Annotated in this window: 14 protein-coding genes; 11 read left to right on the forward strand and 3 right to left on the reverse strand. The window is 60.4% G+C overall.

The window, feature by feature from the left end; translation table 11 throughout:
• The first annotated feature begins 4 nt into the window (after positions 1-4).
• From ACYZTK_RS22760 to ACYZTK_RS22775, 4 genes are all read left to right on the forward strand, one after another.
• Positions 5-997 carry a 2-dehydro-3-deoxygalactonokinase gene (locus ACYZTK_RS22760; protein WP_462011882.1) on the forward strand — a complete coding sequence of 331 codons (993 nt, stop codon included), beginning with the start codon at positions 5-7 and terminating at the stop codon, positions 995-997.
• 20 nt (positions 998-1,017) lie between these two features.
• Positions 1,018-1,638 carry a 2-dehydro-3-deoxy-6-phosphogalactonate aldolase gene (locus ACYZTK_RS22765; protein WP_462011883.1) on the forward strand — a complete coding sequence of 207 codons (621 nt, stop codon included), beginning with the start codon at positions 1,018-1,020 and terminating at the stop codon, positions 1,636-1,638.
• A 47-nt stretch (positions 1,639-1,685) separates the two neighbouring features.
• Positions 1,686-2,834: a galactonate dehydratase gene (dgoD, locus tag ACYZTK_RS22770; RefSeq protein WP_090186690.1), complete on the forward strand. Its 1,149-nt coding sequence runs from the start codon at positions 1,686-1,688 to the stop codon at positions 2,832-2,834.
• Positions 2,835-3,008: 174 nt separating this feature from the next.
• Positions 3,009-3,812: an IclR family transcriptional regulator gene (locus ACYZTK_RS22775; RefSeq protein WP_462011884.1), complete on the forward strand. Its 804-nt coding sequence runs from the start codon at positions 3,009-3,011 to the stop codon at positions 3,810-3,812.
• A gap of 11 nt (positions 3,813-3,823) precedes the next feature.
• Here the strand turns inward: ACYZTK_RS22775 and ACYZTK_RS22780 are convergent, their stop codons facing one another.
• Complete coding sequence (locus ACYZTK_RS22780) at positions 3,824-4,876, reverse strand: NAD(P)-dependent alcohol dehydrogenase (protein ID WP_462011885.1); 1,053 nt, start codon at positions 4,874-4,876, stop codon at positions 3,824-3,826.
• A 191-nt stretch (positions 4,877-5,067) separates the two neighbouring features.
• Here ACYZTK_RS22780 and ACYZTK_RS22785 point away from each other — a divergent pair, with 191 nt between their 5' ends.
• Positions 5,068-5,958: an AraC family transcriptional regulator gene (locus ACYZTK_RS22785; RefSeq protein ID WP_462011886.1), complete on the forward strand. Its 891-nt coding sequence runs from the start codon at positions 5,068-5,070 to the stop codon at positions 5,956-5,958.
• 185 nt (positions 5,959-6,143) lie between these two features.
• Here the strand turns inward: ACYZTK_RS22785 and ACYZTK_RS22790 are convergent, their stop codons facing one another.
• Positions 6,144-7,808, reverse strand: a complete 1,665-nt coding sequence (locus ACYZTK_RS22790; protein ID WP_462011888.1) for an electron transfer flavoprotein-ubiquinone oxidoreductase — start codon at positions 7,806-7,808, stop codon at positions 6,144-6,146.
• A gap of 253 nt (positions 7,809-8,061) precedes the next feature.
• On the reverse strand, positions 8,062-8,358 hold the full coding sequence (locus ACYZTK_RS22795; protein WP_462011889.1) for a hypothetical protein: 297 nt from the start codon (positions 8,356-8,358) through the stop codon (positions 8,062-8,064).
• Here ACYZTK_RS22795 and ACYZTK_RS22800 point away from each other — a divergent pair.
• The 6 genes from ACYZTK_RS22800 to ACYZTK_RS22825 all read left to right on the forward strand — a co-directional run bounded on the left by ACYZTK_RS22800 (position 8,357) and on the right by ACYZTK_RS22825 (position 13,856).
• Positions 8,357-9,106, forward strand: coding sequence for an electron transfer flavoprotein subunit beta/FixA family protein (locus ACYZTK_RS22800; protein WP_462011890.1), 750 nt, complete (start codon positions 8,357-8,359; stop codon positions 9,104-9,106). The genes ACYZTK_RS22795 and ACYZTK_RS22800 overlap by 2 nt on opposite strands.
• A gap of 2 nt (positions 9,107-9,108) precedes the next feature.
• Entirely contained in the window at positions 9,109-10,038 is a 930-nt protein-coding gene (locus tag ACYZTK_RS22805; protein WP_462011891.1) for an electron transfer flavoprotein subunit alpha/FixB family protein, read from the forward strand.
• Between the two features lie 201 nt (positions 10,039-10,239).
• The gene (locus ACYZTK_RS22810; RefSeq protein ID WP_462014954.1) at positions 10,240-11,049 is read left to right on the forward strand and encodes a substrate-binding periplasmic protein; all 810 of its coding nucleotides are present in this window, start codon (positions 10,240-10,242) and stop codon (positions 11,047-11,049) included.
• Between the two features lie 9 nt (positions 11,050-11,058).
• Complete coding sequence (locus ACYZTK_RS22815) at positions 11,059-11,415, forward strand: DUF4398 domain-containing protein (protein ID WP_462011892.1); 357 nt, start codon at positions 11,059-11,061, stop codon at positions 11,413-11,415.
• Positions 11,412-12,224: an OmpA family protein gene (locus ACYZTK_RS22820; protein ID WP_462011893.1), complete on the forward strand. Its 813-nt coding sequence runs from the start codon at positions 11,412-11,414 to the stop codon at positions 12,222-12,224. Before ACYZTK_RS22815 ends, ACYZTK_RS22820 begins: the two co-directional genes overlap by 4 nt.
• 192 nt (positions 12,225-12,416) lie before the next feature.
• Complete coding sequence (locus ACYZTK_RS22825; protein ID WP_266018693.1) at positions 12,417-13,856, forward strand: aminotransferase-like domain-containing protein; 1,440 nt, start codon at positions 12,417-12,419, stop codon at positions 13,854-13,856.
• Positions 13,857-13,858: the final 2 nt, after the last annotated feature.

A 13,858-nucleotide genomic window follows, 5' to 3' on the forward strand; every position in this document is an offset into this window, starting at 1 on the left:
AGCGATGTTGGCGCAATTGATCGCGCTCGATTGGGGGACCACCTCCCTACGTGCTTACAAACTTGCCGAGGGTGGCCGGGTGCTTGAACAGCGCTCGCTGTCGAGCGGCATCATGCAGTTGCCGCGCACGCCGCGAGTGATCGCCGGCCAGCCCTGTGCTGACGGATTTGAACTGGCCTTCGATGAAGCCTGCGGTGACTGGCTCGACGCGCAACCCGGCTTGCCGGTGATTGCCTGTGGCATGGTCGGCAGCGCCCAGGGCTGGCGCGAAGCCGTCTACCGGGAGACGCCGGCCAACGTCGCCGATCTCGGGACTTCCCTGCAAACCGTGCGCAGCATTCGCGGAGTCGACGTGCACATCGTGCCGGGCGTCATACAGCGCTCGCGCCTGCCGAATGTGATGCGCGGCGAAGAAACCCAAGTGCTTGGCGTGCTGCACAATCTTGCGGACCACAGTGGCGGCGATCTGCTGATCGGCCTGCCCGGCAGCCATTCGAAGTGGGTAGAAGTGGCCGATGGCTGCATCGTGCATTTCGATACCTTTATGACCGGCGAAGTCTTCGCCGTGCTCAGCGAACACAGCATTCTTGGCCGTACCCAACAACATGGCGGGTCTTTCGATGGCGATGCCTTCGACCGCGGAGTGCAAGTGGCGCAGTCGTCTGATGGTGACATCGGCCCGTTATCGACGCTGTTCAGTGCCCGCAGCCTGGGCCTGACCGGTGAGTTGAGCGCCAGCGCCCAGCCCGACTACCTGTCCGGGTTGTTGATGGGTCATGAGCTGACCGCGCTGGCTAATGTGCAGCGCCGCCGACGCAACAGCGTGCACCTGCCGTCGATCATCCTGATCGGCAATGACCAACTCTGTACGCGTTACCGCCGGGCCCTCGATGCCTGCGGTTTTGCCCGGGTGTCCCTGGCCGAGCAAGCCACCGAGCGCGGACTGTGGCAGTTGGCGCTAGCCGCTGCCCTCATCCCGTCAACCCCATCCCGTTAACCCTCACTGGAGGTCAGACAATGCTCAAGCAAGCACTGGCGCAAAACGGTCTGATCGCGATTCTGCGTGGCCTGCGCCCACAGGAAGCGGCCGCCATCGGCGAAGTCCTGTATGCCGCCGGATTTCGCGTCATCGAAGTGCCGCTCAATTCCCCCGAACCGTACGAAAGCATCCGCATTCTGCGCAGCACCTTGCCCGCCGATTGCCTGATCGGCGCGGGCACGGTGCTCAAGCCAGAGCAGGTCGAGCAGGTGAAAGCGGCGGGCGGCCAGGTGATCGTCATGCCCCACAGCGACCCCAAGGTATTGCGCGCGGCGAAAGCGGCGGGGCTGTTTTTGTCGCCTGGCGTGGCGACGCCCACCGAAGCATTCGCCGCGCTGGCCGAAGGCGCAGACATGCTGAAGATGTTCCCGGCGGAGCAGATGGGCCCGGCCGTTGTGAAGGCCTGGCTCGCCGTACTGCCGGCGGGAACCATTCTGGCGCCGGTCGGCGGGATCACCCCGGACAACATGCAGGTGTTTATCGACGCCGGCGTCAAAGGCTTCGGTCTGGGTTCCGGGTTGTTCAAGCCGGGTATGAGTGCCGACGAGGTGGCGGTGAATGCCAAGGCCTACGTGGCTGCCTGGAACGCCCTTCGCTAAGACTTTTTGGCGCGGCGAGCGCTGTATCTAATAAGAGAGACATACCCATGAAAATCACCAAACTCACGACCTTCATCGTTCCGCCGCGCTGGTGCTTCCTCAAGATCGAAACCGACGAGGGCGTGACCGGTTGGGGCGAGCCTGTAGTCGAAGGCCGCGCCCACACCGTTGCTGCTGCGGTTGAAGAATTGTCCGACTACCTGATCGGCAAAGACCCACGCAATATCGAAGACATCTGGACCGTGCTCTATCGCGGCGGCTTCTACCGCGGCGGCGCCATCCACATGAGCGCGCTGGCCGGTATCGACCAGGCGCTGTGGGACATCAAGGGCAAGGCCCTGGGTGTGTCGGTCAGCGATCTGCTCGGTGGCCAGGTGCGGGACAAGATTCGCGTGTATTCGTGGATTGGTGGTGATCGCCCGGCGGACACCGCCCGCGCGGCGAAGGAAGCGGTCGAGCGGGGTTTCACTGCGGTAAAAATGAACGGCACCGAAGAACTGCAATTTCTCGACTCCTTCGAAAAAGTCGACCTGGCACTGGCCAACGTCGCTGCCGTGCGTGATGCGGTGGGGCCGAACGTTGGCATCGGCGTGGACTTCCATGGCCGGGTGCACAAGCCCATGGCCAAGGTGCTGATGAAGGAGCTCGACCCGTACAAACTGATGTTCATCGAAGAGCCGGTGCTCAGTGAAAACTACGAAGCGCTGAAAGAACTCGCGCCGCTGACCAGCACGCCGATTGCCCTCGGTGAACGGCTGTTCTCGCGCTGGGATTTCAAGCGGGTGCTCAGCGAAGGCTACGTCGACATCATCCAGCCGGATGCGTCCCACGCCGGCGGCATCACCGAGACCCGCAAGATCGCCAACATGGCCGAAGCCTACGATGTTGCGCTGGCGCTGCATTGCCCGCTGGGCCCGATCGCACTGGCCGCCTGCCTGCAGCTGGATGCGGTTTGCTACAACGCGTTTATCCAGGAACAGAGCCTGGGCATCCACTACAACGAGAGCAACGACCTGCTGGATTACGTCAAGGATCCGCGGGTGTTCGACTACGACAAAGGCTTCGTGAAAATCCCCAACGGCCCGGGCCTGGGGATCGAGATCAACGAGGAGTACGTGATCGAACGCGCCGCCGTCGGCCACCGCTGGCGTAACCCGATCTGGCGCCATGCCGATGGCAGTTTTGCTGAGTGGTAATGCCCATACGGTGATTCTTTCGCACCGGCGATCACCTATATCTCGGTGCTGGCGCTGATCGGAGCGCTGTCCTACGTGCTGCTGGTGGGCGAGGTCGAGCGTATCAAGTTGTAGTGGCAGCCATCGGGCGACCATAATGCCGCCCGTTCACTCGCTCAACGGTAAAGGCTGGATATGCAGGAAGATGCCCCAAAAATCGCCAAAGACGCCGCACCGACCGGTACCCAGACGCTGCTGCGTGGCCTGGGCGTGGTCCAGGCCGTGGCCAGTGGCGCCCGCGATCTCAAGGAAATTGCCCGGCTGATCGGTACCACGCGCAGCACAACGCATCGCCTGGCCAGCTGCCTGGTGGACGAGCGGTATCTGCGGGTGGTGCCGCAAGTGGGTTACCTGTTGGGTCCGAAGTTGATCGAGCTGGGATTTCAGGCGCGGGAAGAATTGCCCCTGGTGACCCTGGCCGGACCGTATCTGGATGAGTTGTCGGCATTGACCGGTGACACCATTCACCTGGCGATTCGTGAAGGCGACGAAGTGCTGTACTTGCACAAGAATCCGGGGCGCAATGGCCCGGAAATGCGTTCGCGGGTCGGCCATCGCATGCCGTTGGCGCGTACCGGTATCGGCAAGGCGCTGATGCTCGATGACACGCAGGAAGAATGGCAACGGCTGTACGAAGTCAGCCTGCCGGCAGGTGGGAAAAATCTGTTCTGGCCGCAGCACCCGGAACAATCCTGGGAGCAGTTTCACCAGCGTATGGTCGAGTACATTGCAGGCGGTTATGCTTTCGACCTGGAAGACAACGAACCGTCGATCCGCTGTGTTGCCGCGCCGATCCGTGATGCCAGCAAGCGCATCGTCGCCGGCATCAGCATCGCCAGCACCGTGCCCTACATGCCGCTGGAGAAAATGGCCGAGCTGATTCCCCTGATCAAAGGGGTCACGGCCCGGCTTTCGGCGGAGCTTGGCTTGAAGGTTTAAACCGCCAAGGTTCAGACCTTCAGCGTCGCCATGTCGATGACAAAACGGTACTTCACGTCACCGGCGATCATCCGAGCGTAAGCCTCATTGATCTGACGGATGTCGAGCATCTCGATGTCGCAGGTGATGTTGTGCTCGGCGCAGAAATCCAGCACTTCCTGGGTTTCGGCAATCCCGCCGATCAACGAGCCAGCCAGCACGCGCCGGCCCAGCACCAACTTGGCTGCGTGAACGGGTGGATCAACCGGTTCAATCAAGCCCACCAGAATGTGCACGCCGTCGAACCGCAGGGTATCGAGGTAGGGATTGAGGTCGTGTTGCACCGGAATGGTGTCCAGCAGGAAGTCGAAATGGCCGGCGGCGGCCTTCATCTGGTCGGCGTCGGTGGACACGATTACGTGGTCCGCACCCTGGCGGCGACCTTCTTCAGCCTTGCTCGCCGAGCGGGTGAACAGCGTCACCTCTGCGCCCATGGCCTTGGCGAACTTGATGCCCATGTGCCCCAGGCCGCCCATGCCGAGAATCCCGACCTTGTCGCCAGCCTTGACCCCGTAGTGTTTGAGCGGCGAGTAGGTGGTGATGCCGGCGCAAAGGATCGGGGCGGCGGCGGCCAGGTCGAGCTTTTCCGGGATGCGCACCACGAAGTGCTCGCTGACCACGATGCTGTCGGAGTACCCGCCCATGGTGTTGCTCCCATCGACCCGATCTGGGGTGGCGTAGGTCATGGTCGGGCCTTCGAGGCAGTATTGCTCGAGGTTGGCCTGACAGGCTTCGCAGCTGCGGCAGGAATCAACCATGCAACCGACACCGACCAGGTCGCCGACCTTGTGCCGGGTGACGTTCGCACCAATGGCGCTGACTTTGCCGACGATCTCGTGGCCGGGCATCAACGGATAAACCGCAATGCCCCACTCGTTGCGTGCCTGGTGGATGTCGGAATGGCATACGCCACAGTAGAGGATATCGATCGCAACGTCGTCGGCGCGGGGGCTGCGGCGTTCGAATTTCATCGGGGCGAGGGGAGTGGTGGCCGACTGGGCGGCATATCCGATGGCGGTGTACATGAGGAACCTCGCAAAAGCAGTGACAGGTGAGGTGACGCATTCTGGGCGTCGTCGCCTGGGCCGGCCATGGCAATTCCTCCGGGTGTCATGCCTAATCCTCCGGCATGCGCCCTGGATTGGTCGCATTGGCCAGCAGACCTGCCATGATGGTTTCATACCTGTTTCCGCGATTTTTTTGTGAAGAGCTCTCCATGTTGTTGACCCGTCATCTCGATGCCAATGCCACCCTCGTTTCGCTGGTCGAGCCGCTGACCACCCGCGATGGCTTCGCCCCGACCGCGTTGCCCGGGGTCCAGGTGCTGCGGGCCAGTTGCGATGTGGCCCGTGGCCCGCAAATCTACGAGCCAAGCCTGGTGATCATCGCCCAGGGCAGCAAACTGGCCTATCTGGGGCAGCGTACCCTGGAATATGGCGCTGGGCATTACCTGATCCAGGCACTGCCGGTGCCCTTTGAGTGTGAAACCTTTGCCGCACCCTCCGGACCGATGCTGGGGGTATCCATTGCAATCGACCGCGTACTGCTGGGTGAATTGGTGCTGGCCATGGGGTTGGCGCCGGGGCGGCATATTGCGGCGCAAACTCCGGAGTCGATGACCTCGGCGGTGCTCGACGATGCAATGCGCGGCTGCGTGGAGCGGCTGTTGCGCTGTCTGCACGATCCGCTGGAATGCCAGATCATGGGCCAGGCACGCTTGCGCGAACTGTTGTTTGTGGCGTTGCGCGGGCCCCAGGCCGATGTGTTGCGCGCGTTGGTGGAGCAGCAAGGGCAGTTTGCACGGATTGCCGCTTCGCTCAGTCATCTGCATGCGCATTACACCGAGCCACTGAACGTCGAGACCCTGGCCAGTTGCGCGAACATGAGTGCGTCGACCTTTCACGAGCATTTCAAGCGCAGCACGTTGTTGTCGCCGGTGCAGTACCTCAAGCGCTTGCGGTTGCTCAAGGCCCAGGCCTTGCTGATGGCCGAAGGGCTGGGGGTGGCGCAGGTAGCACATCGCGTGGGGTACCAGAGCACATCGCAGTTCAGCCGCGAGTACAAACGCTACTTCGAACGCAACCCCGGCGAAGAACGCGCCGCCTGATCCACCGCAAATCCCCCTGTGGGAGCGGGCTTGCTCGCGAATGCGGAGTGTCAGTCGACTGAAGTAGTGGCTGATACACCGCTTTCGCGAGCAAGCCCGCTCCCACAGGGGGACTACGGTGTTTCATAAATCGTGGGCAACAAAAAGGCCCCCATTCCGGGAGCCTTGATGTTCAGGCGTGCAACTTACATGTTCGGGTAAGTCGGGCCGCCAGCACCTTCCGGCGCCACCCAGGTGATGTTCTGCGCAGGGTCCTTGATGTCGCAGGTCTTGCAGTGCACACAGTTCTGGGCGTTGATCTGGAAGCGCTTCTCGCCGTCTTCCTTGGTCACCACTTCATACACGCCGGCCGGGCAGTAACGCTGGGCAGGTTCATCGTACATCGGCAGGTTCTTCGCGATCGGGATGCTCGGATCGGTCAGCTTCAAGTGGCAAGGCTGTTCTTCTTCATGGTTGGTCCCCGAGATGAACACCGAGCTGAGCTTGTCGAAGCTGATCTTGCCGTCCGGTTTCGGGTAGTCGATCTTCTTGCAGTCCGCCGCGAGCTTGAGGCAGGCGTAATCCGGCTTGGTGTCGTGCAAGGTGAAGGGCAGCTTGCCGCCGAAGATGTTCTGGTCCAGCCAGTTGAAACCACCACCGACGATGGCGCCGAACTTGTGGATCGCCGGGCCGAAGTTGCGGCTGGCGAACAGTTCTTCGTGCAGCCAGCTGTTCTTGAACGCGTCGACGTAGCTGGTCAGCTCTTCGGTACCGTCTTTTTCGGCAAACAGCGCTTCGGCCACGGATTCAGCGGCGAGCATCCCGGACTTCATCGCGGTGTGGCTGCCCTTGATCTTGGCGAAGTTCAGGGTGCCTAGGTCGCAACCGATCAGCGCGCCGCCCTTGAACACCATTTTCGGCAGCGAGTTCAGGCCACCCTTGCAGATGGCGCGAGCGCCGTAGCTGATGCGCTTGCCGCCTTCCAGGTACTGCTTGAGCACCGGGTGATGCTTGAGGCGCTGGAACTCGTCGAACGGCGACAGGTAAGTGTTGCTGTAGGACAGATCGACGATCAGGCCGACCACCACCTGGTTGTTTTCCAGGTGATAGAGGAACGAGCCACCGGTATTTTCGGTGCCCATGATGTCCAGCGGCCAACCGGCGGTGTGCACCACCAGGCCTGGCTGGTGTTTGGCCGGATCGATTTCCCAGATCTCTTTCAAACCGATGCCGTAGTGCTGGGCATCGGCCTCGCTGTCGAGGTTGAAGCGCTTGATCAGCTGCTTGCCGATGTGGCCACGGCAGCCTTCGGCGAACAGCGTGTACTTGCCGCGCAGTTCCATGCCAGGGGTGTAAAGACCTTCTTTCGGATGACCTTCGCGATCAACACCGAGGTCCCCGGTGATGATCCCGCGAACCACGCCGTTTTCGTCGAACAGCGCTTCCTGGGCGGCGAAGCCTGGGTAGATTTCTACCCCCAGGTTCTCGGCCTGCTGGGCCAGCCAGCGGCACAGATTGCCCAGGGAGATGATGTAGTTACCTTCGTTGTGCATGGTCTTGGGCACAAAGAAGTCAGGAATTTTTTGCCCGCTGTCGGCATTCTTGAGCACAAAGATGTCATCGCGGGTGACTGGCGTATTCAGCGGCGCGCCGAGTTCTTTCCAGTCCGGGAACAACTCGTTCAGGGCGCGGGGTTCGAAGATCGCCCCGGAGAGAATGTGTGCACCGACCTCGGAGCCTTTTTCGACCACGCAGACGCTGATTTCCTTACCGGCTTCAGCGGCCTTCTGCTTCAACCGGCAGGCGGCGGAAAGACCAGCGGGGCCGGCACCGACGATGACGACGTCGAATTCCATGTATTCGCGTTCCACAGGTTATCTCCTACTCAAGGCTCAACAGTTTTTTTTCTAATTGGAGGTTTGGTGTCGCATCCATGAATGACTGCGCAGGACGCAGAACAGGACAATCGATTGACCACCTTTCTCTCTGGGTGGCGCATTATATCTACACCACTCTCAGCGTCCAATACAAACGTTTGTTTGAATTGGCTCAAAGCCAGAGAAATCAAAGTCACGCGGCTTACGAACGGCCATTTTGCCGTATTGACCGGAATAAGTGTTCCGGTCAAGATACGATCGGTTTTGCGCTCGCCGTAGGCTGACTGTAGGTTTCAAGAGCACCTCTAAAGACAGGGCGATGGCAGTACCAGGTGATGCGCAGCGTGGGTTTGGCGCGCAGTTTACACGCCACGATATCGAATGACTCGTCGGTCACCGCTGACGAACGGTCATCTACATCGTGAGCGATGGTCACTTGACACTTATGCCGGCGTTTTTGGAGGTGCCCTTGCGCCCGATGAGCATCAATCGCCAGGTTCGCCCAGGCGACTTTCTTTTCACCGGAGAGTAACGAGGAATCCATGAAGGTTCTTGTAGCTGTCAAACGCGTTGTTGATTACAACGTCAAGGTTCGTGTCAAGGCGGACCAGTCCGGCGTCGACCTCGCTAACGTGAAGATGTCGATGAACCCATTCTGCGAAATCGCAGTGGAAGAAGCCGTACGCCTGAAAGAGAAAGGCGTTGCGACTGAAATCGTCGTCGTTTCCGTAGGCCCGTCCACCGCTCAAGAGCAACTGCGCACTGCGCTGGCTCTGGGTGCCGACCGCGCCATCCTCGTCGAATCCGCTGAAGATCTGACTTCCCTCGCCGTTGCCAAGCTGCTCAAGGCCGTTGTCGACAAGGAACAGCCGCAGCTGGTGATCCTTGGCAAACAAGCCATCGACAGCGACAACAACCAGACTGGCCAGATGCTCGCTGCATTGAGCGGTTACGGTCAGGGCACCTTCGCTTCGAAAGTTGAAGTGTCCGGCGACACCGTTGCCGTGACTCGCGAAATCGACGGCGGCGCGCAGACGGTTTCCCTGAAACTGCCGGCCATCGTCACCACCGACCTGCGTTTGAACGAGCCGCGTTATGCGTCCCTGCCAAACATCATGAAAGCCAAGAAGAAGCCTCTCGAAGTGCTGACTCCGGACGCTTTGGGCGTTTCCACCGCCTCCACCAACAAGACCGTGAAAGTCGAAGCGCCTGCTGCACGCAGCGCGGGTATCAAGGTCAAGTCGGTGGCTGAACTGGTCGAGAAACTGAAAAACGAAGCGAAGGTAATCTAATCATGACTATCTTGGTAATCGCTGAACACGACAATAAGGTAGTGGCCCCGGCCACCCTGAACACCGTGGCTGCTGCCGTCAAAATCGGTGGTGATATCCACGTTCTGGTTGCAGGCCAGGGCGCTGACGCCGTGGCTGAAGCCGCTGCGAAAATCGCTGGCGTGACTAAAGTGCTGGTGGCCGACAACGCCGCCTACGCTCACCAGTTGCCGGAAAACGTTGCTCCTCTGGTAGCAGAGCTTGGCAAGGACTACAGCCACATCCTGGCTGCTGCCACTTCCAATGGCAAAAACATCCTGCCGCGCGTTGCCGCGCAGCTGGACGTTGACCAGATCTCCGAGATCATCTCGGTAGAAAGCGCTGACACCTTCAAGCGTCCGATCTACGCCGGTAACGCGATTGCCACCGTGCAGTCGAACGCGTCGGTAAAAGTGATCACTGTGCGTGCCACCGGTTTCGACCCGGTTGCAGCTGAAGGCGGTTCGGCCTCGGTTGAAGCTGTTGCTGCCGCTCACGATGCTGGCACCTCCAGCTTTGTTGGCGAAGAGCTGGCCAAGTCCGATCGTCCGGAGCTGACCGCTGCCAAGATCGTCGTTTCCGGCGGCCGCGGCATGCAGAACGGCGACAACTTCAAACACCTGTACGCCCTGGCCGACAAGCTGGGCGCTGCCGTCGGCGCTTCCCGCGCTGCGGTCGATGCAGGTTTTGTACCCAACGACATGCAGGTCGGTCAGACCGGCAAGATCGTTGCTCCACAGCTGTACATTGCCGTCGGTATCTCCGGCGCGATCCAGCATCTGGCCGGCATGAAAGACTCCAAAGTGATCGTTGCGATCAACAAGGACGAAGAAGCACCGATCTTCCAGGTGGCCGATTATGGCCTGGTGGCAGACCTGTTCGAAGCAATCCCCGAGTTGGAGAAGCTGGTCTAATCCAGCGGCTTCACTTATAAAGAGCCCGACCTTATGGTCGGGTTTTTTTTTGTTCCTCTGTAGGAGCTGTCGAGTGAAACGAGGCTGCGATCTTTTGATCTTGCGTTTGAAACTCAAGCGAGCCTGAAAAGATCGCAGCCTCGCTTCACTCGACAGCTCCTACGGGGGTGTATGTTTTAGGTGGAGGGTTTCGTGCGACGAATGTTCGGTTGGTCATTACTGCTGGGTTTGACGGTGTTGCCGACGCTGGCCATTGCCGCCGGCAAGTGCGAGCGCCTGGTGGTCACCGGCAGCCCGGATGCGCTCCCGTACCTGTGGCAGGATCCGCAGGACCCCAAGCACCTGATCGGTGCCAGCGCCGACCTGTTGCAGCACGTGGCAGGGGAGTTGGGGCTCAAGATCGACATGCTGTACGCCGGCAAGCGCTCCCAGGCGCTGGACGAAGTGCGCAGTGGGCGCATGGACCTGCTGGCCGATGCGCCGTTGACGTTAGCTGAGCTGGAGTCGCTGGACTACATTCACCCGCCACTGCTGGAAAACGACTACCTGGTCTGGACTCGCAAGGACTCGCAGCTGGTGTACAACCAGGCGCACGACCTGCATGGGCATCCCGGAGCGATTTCGGAGAAGGCCCGGTTGACCCCGCAGTTCGCCGCCTACGCCGAGCAGCAGCTGACCCTCGCCCACACGCCCAGCCTGACCCAGGCCTTCCAGAAACTGCTGTTGGGGGAAGTGCAGTTCGTGCTGGCCGGACGTTATTCGGGCATGGCCGCGGCGCAGTCTTTGAGCATGGCCAATGACCTGGTTGCACGCGAGCAGGCGGTCGATCAACCCGGCCTGTATCTGGCTGTTTCCCACAACTCCGCTTGCAACGATCCGTGGTTGCGCGGACAGCTGGCGAAAAAGATGACAGAATTGCCCGCGTCCGGCCTGACGGAAGCCGCGTTGCAGCGCAATATCGAGCGCTGGAAACTGCAGCAGCAACAACCCGTCAGTACCCCAAAACAGTAGGGATTTTTAGTGAGTATTCGACCTCTTTTCGCTGCCCTGGCCGTTCTGGCTCTGGCGGGTTGTGCAGCCGATCCGGCGCCGAATGAACAAATGCGCCTGACCGAGCAGGCTGTTGAGCAAGCCAAGGCCGTGGGCGCGACCGCCGCCGATGTGCCCGAAATGAAACTGGCCGAAGACAAGTTCAACCGTGCCAAAGGCAGCATGAACGACCAGTCATTCAAGAATGCGCGCATGCGCTCCGAACAGGCCGAGCTTGACGCGCGCCTGGCTGAAGCCCGGGTGCTGACCCTCAAGAGCGAAGAGCAGTTGAACGTACTGAACACCCGCATTGCCCGACTGCGCAAGCAACTGGGAGATGCCCAATGAAGCTTGCGTCCAGAACGTTCGGTGGCCTGATCCTGGTGGGTTGCGCGAGCCTGTATGGCTGTGCCGGCCAGCGCAGTGAGACGGCGTTGCAAGAAGCCAGTATCAACTTCCAGAAGGTCAAGGAAGACTCTAACGTGCTGCGCATCGCCCCCAAGGACGTGATCCGCGCCGGCGAGTCCCTGGCCCGCGCCGACCGCCTGTCCAGCTATTGGGGCAGCGGCTCGGACGTGCTGCATTACGCTTACCTGAGCCAGCGCTACAGCGAAATCGCTCGGGAGCACACCAATCAGGTGCTCAACGAAGAGCGCGCGGCTAAGCTCGAACTGGAACGCCAGCGCCTGCAACTCGCCTTGCGCGAATCCAAACTGCTTAGCGTGCAACAGCAGGGCAAGTGGCTTGAAGAACAGATTGTTGCGCTGGCCACCCTCCAGACCGACCGCGGCCTGGTCATGACCCTGGGCGACGTGCTGTTCGACACCGGCGAAGCGGAGTTGAAAAACTCGGCCAACCGCGTGGTGTTGAAAATAGTGCAATTCCTTCAGCTCAACCCAAAGCGCGTCGTGCGTATCGAGGGTTATACCGACAGCACCGGCGGAAAGCAGGAAAATCTTAAATTGTCCCGGGACCGCGCGCAGTCGGTGGCTGACGTGCTGATGGACCTGGGCATTGATGACAAACGCATCAAGGTCGAAGGTTACGGCGATGAGTACCCGGTGGACGTGAATGCGTCGGAGCGGGGGCGGGCGCAGAACCGTCGGGTAGAGATTGTGTTTTCCGACGAAAAAGGCCAGCTCGGCGCCGCGCGTTAACCCCCGCACAAATAAAAAACCCGGCACTGCCGGGTTTTTTTATACCTGCCAACTCATCCACAAAGCAGTACAGTTTTTGCTGACACTGCACTGTACTGTCGACTATTGTGGCAACTGTCCCCGTACACTTCTAAACTGTTCCGGTATTGTTTCACACAAGAATAAAATGCCCGTGAAATCGAGTGCTGCGTCATGACCAATCTCCTGCTGTACCAACGTATTGCTCAACAACTGGCCGAAGACATCCGCCGTGGTGTCTATCAACCGGGCGAGCGCGTGCCTTCGGTGCGCAAGATGAGCTCGCAGCTTAATGTCAGTCACGCAACGGTGCTGCAGGCCTACGCCAATCTCGAGGATCAGGGCCTGATTCGTGCCCGGCCGCAATCTGGCTACTACGTGCACCAGACTCCCGCCCTGACTGCACCCACCCCGGACATCGCCCGGGTCGAGCGCCCTGGCCTGGTCACGCGCAGCAGCATCATTCAGCAAGTGTTGGTCGAGTCCCGGCGTGAAGGGGTGTTTCCCCTGGGCGCGGCAGTGCCGAGTGTCGATTATCTGCCGGTGCGCGCGCTGCACCAGCAATTGGCCAAGGTCACGCGATTCCACAGTCCACGGGCGTTCAGCTATATGTTCAGCCCTGGGTTCGAACCGTTGCGGCGCCAGGTGGCGATTCGCATGCGTGATGCCGGGGTGGTGGTCGATCCTTCGGAAGTGGTGATCACCCACGGTTGCGTCGATGCCCTGCAGATGTCCTTGCGCGTGCTGACCCGGCCCGGCGACCTGATCGCCGCCGAGTCGCCCACTTACTATGGTTTGCTGCAATTGGCTGATCTGCTGGGTCTCAAAGTCATCGAGATCCCCAGTGACCCGGCGACCGGCATGAGCCTGGAGGCGCTGCAACTGGCGGCCAACCAGTGGTCGATCAAGGCCTTGGTATTGACCACGCGCCTGAGCAATCCACTGGGTGGCACGATGCCCGAGGAGCGGCAGAAGCAATTGCTGCGCCTGGCGTCGGACTTCGATATCCAGATCGTCGAAGACGATATCTATGGCGAACTGATGTTTGAGCAGGGCCGCACTAAAGCGCTCAAGGCCTATGACCGGCTGGATCGGGTGATCTATTGCTCAAGCTTCTCCAAAACCCTGTCGCCGGGTGTGCGCATCGGCTGGATGATTGCCGGCAAATACCAGCAGGAAATCCAGCGCCTGCAGACCTTCAGCACGCATTCGGCGTGCAGCGTCACGCAGATGGGCATTGCGGCCTATCTGGAAAATGGCGGTTACGATCGGCATTTACGCTACATCCGCCAGGAGTACCGCAAGAACCTCAGCGCCTTCCAGCTGGCGGTGCAGCAGCACTTTCCGGAAGGCACACAGATGACCCGGCCGACCGGTGGTTTTATTCTCTGGGTCAGCCTGCCGGGACGAGTGAACACCCAGGAGTTGCACGTCCGCGCGTTGCAACAGGGCATCAGCATTGCGCCGGGGCTGATTTTCAGTAACACCGAGCAATTCAACCACTGTATCCGGCTGAACTGTGGCATCCCGTGGAACCGTGAAGCGGAGCGTGCGTTGATGACCCTGGGCATGCTTGCCACCCAGCTTTGCCAGGAAACGGCTGCTGGTTTCTGACA

This window comes from Pseudomonas sp. LB3P31 (assembly GCF_054897945.1).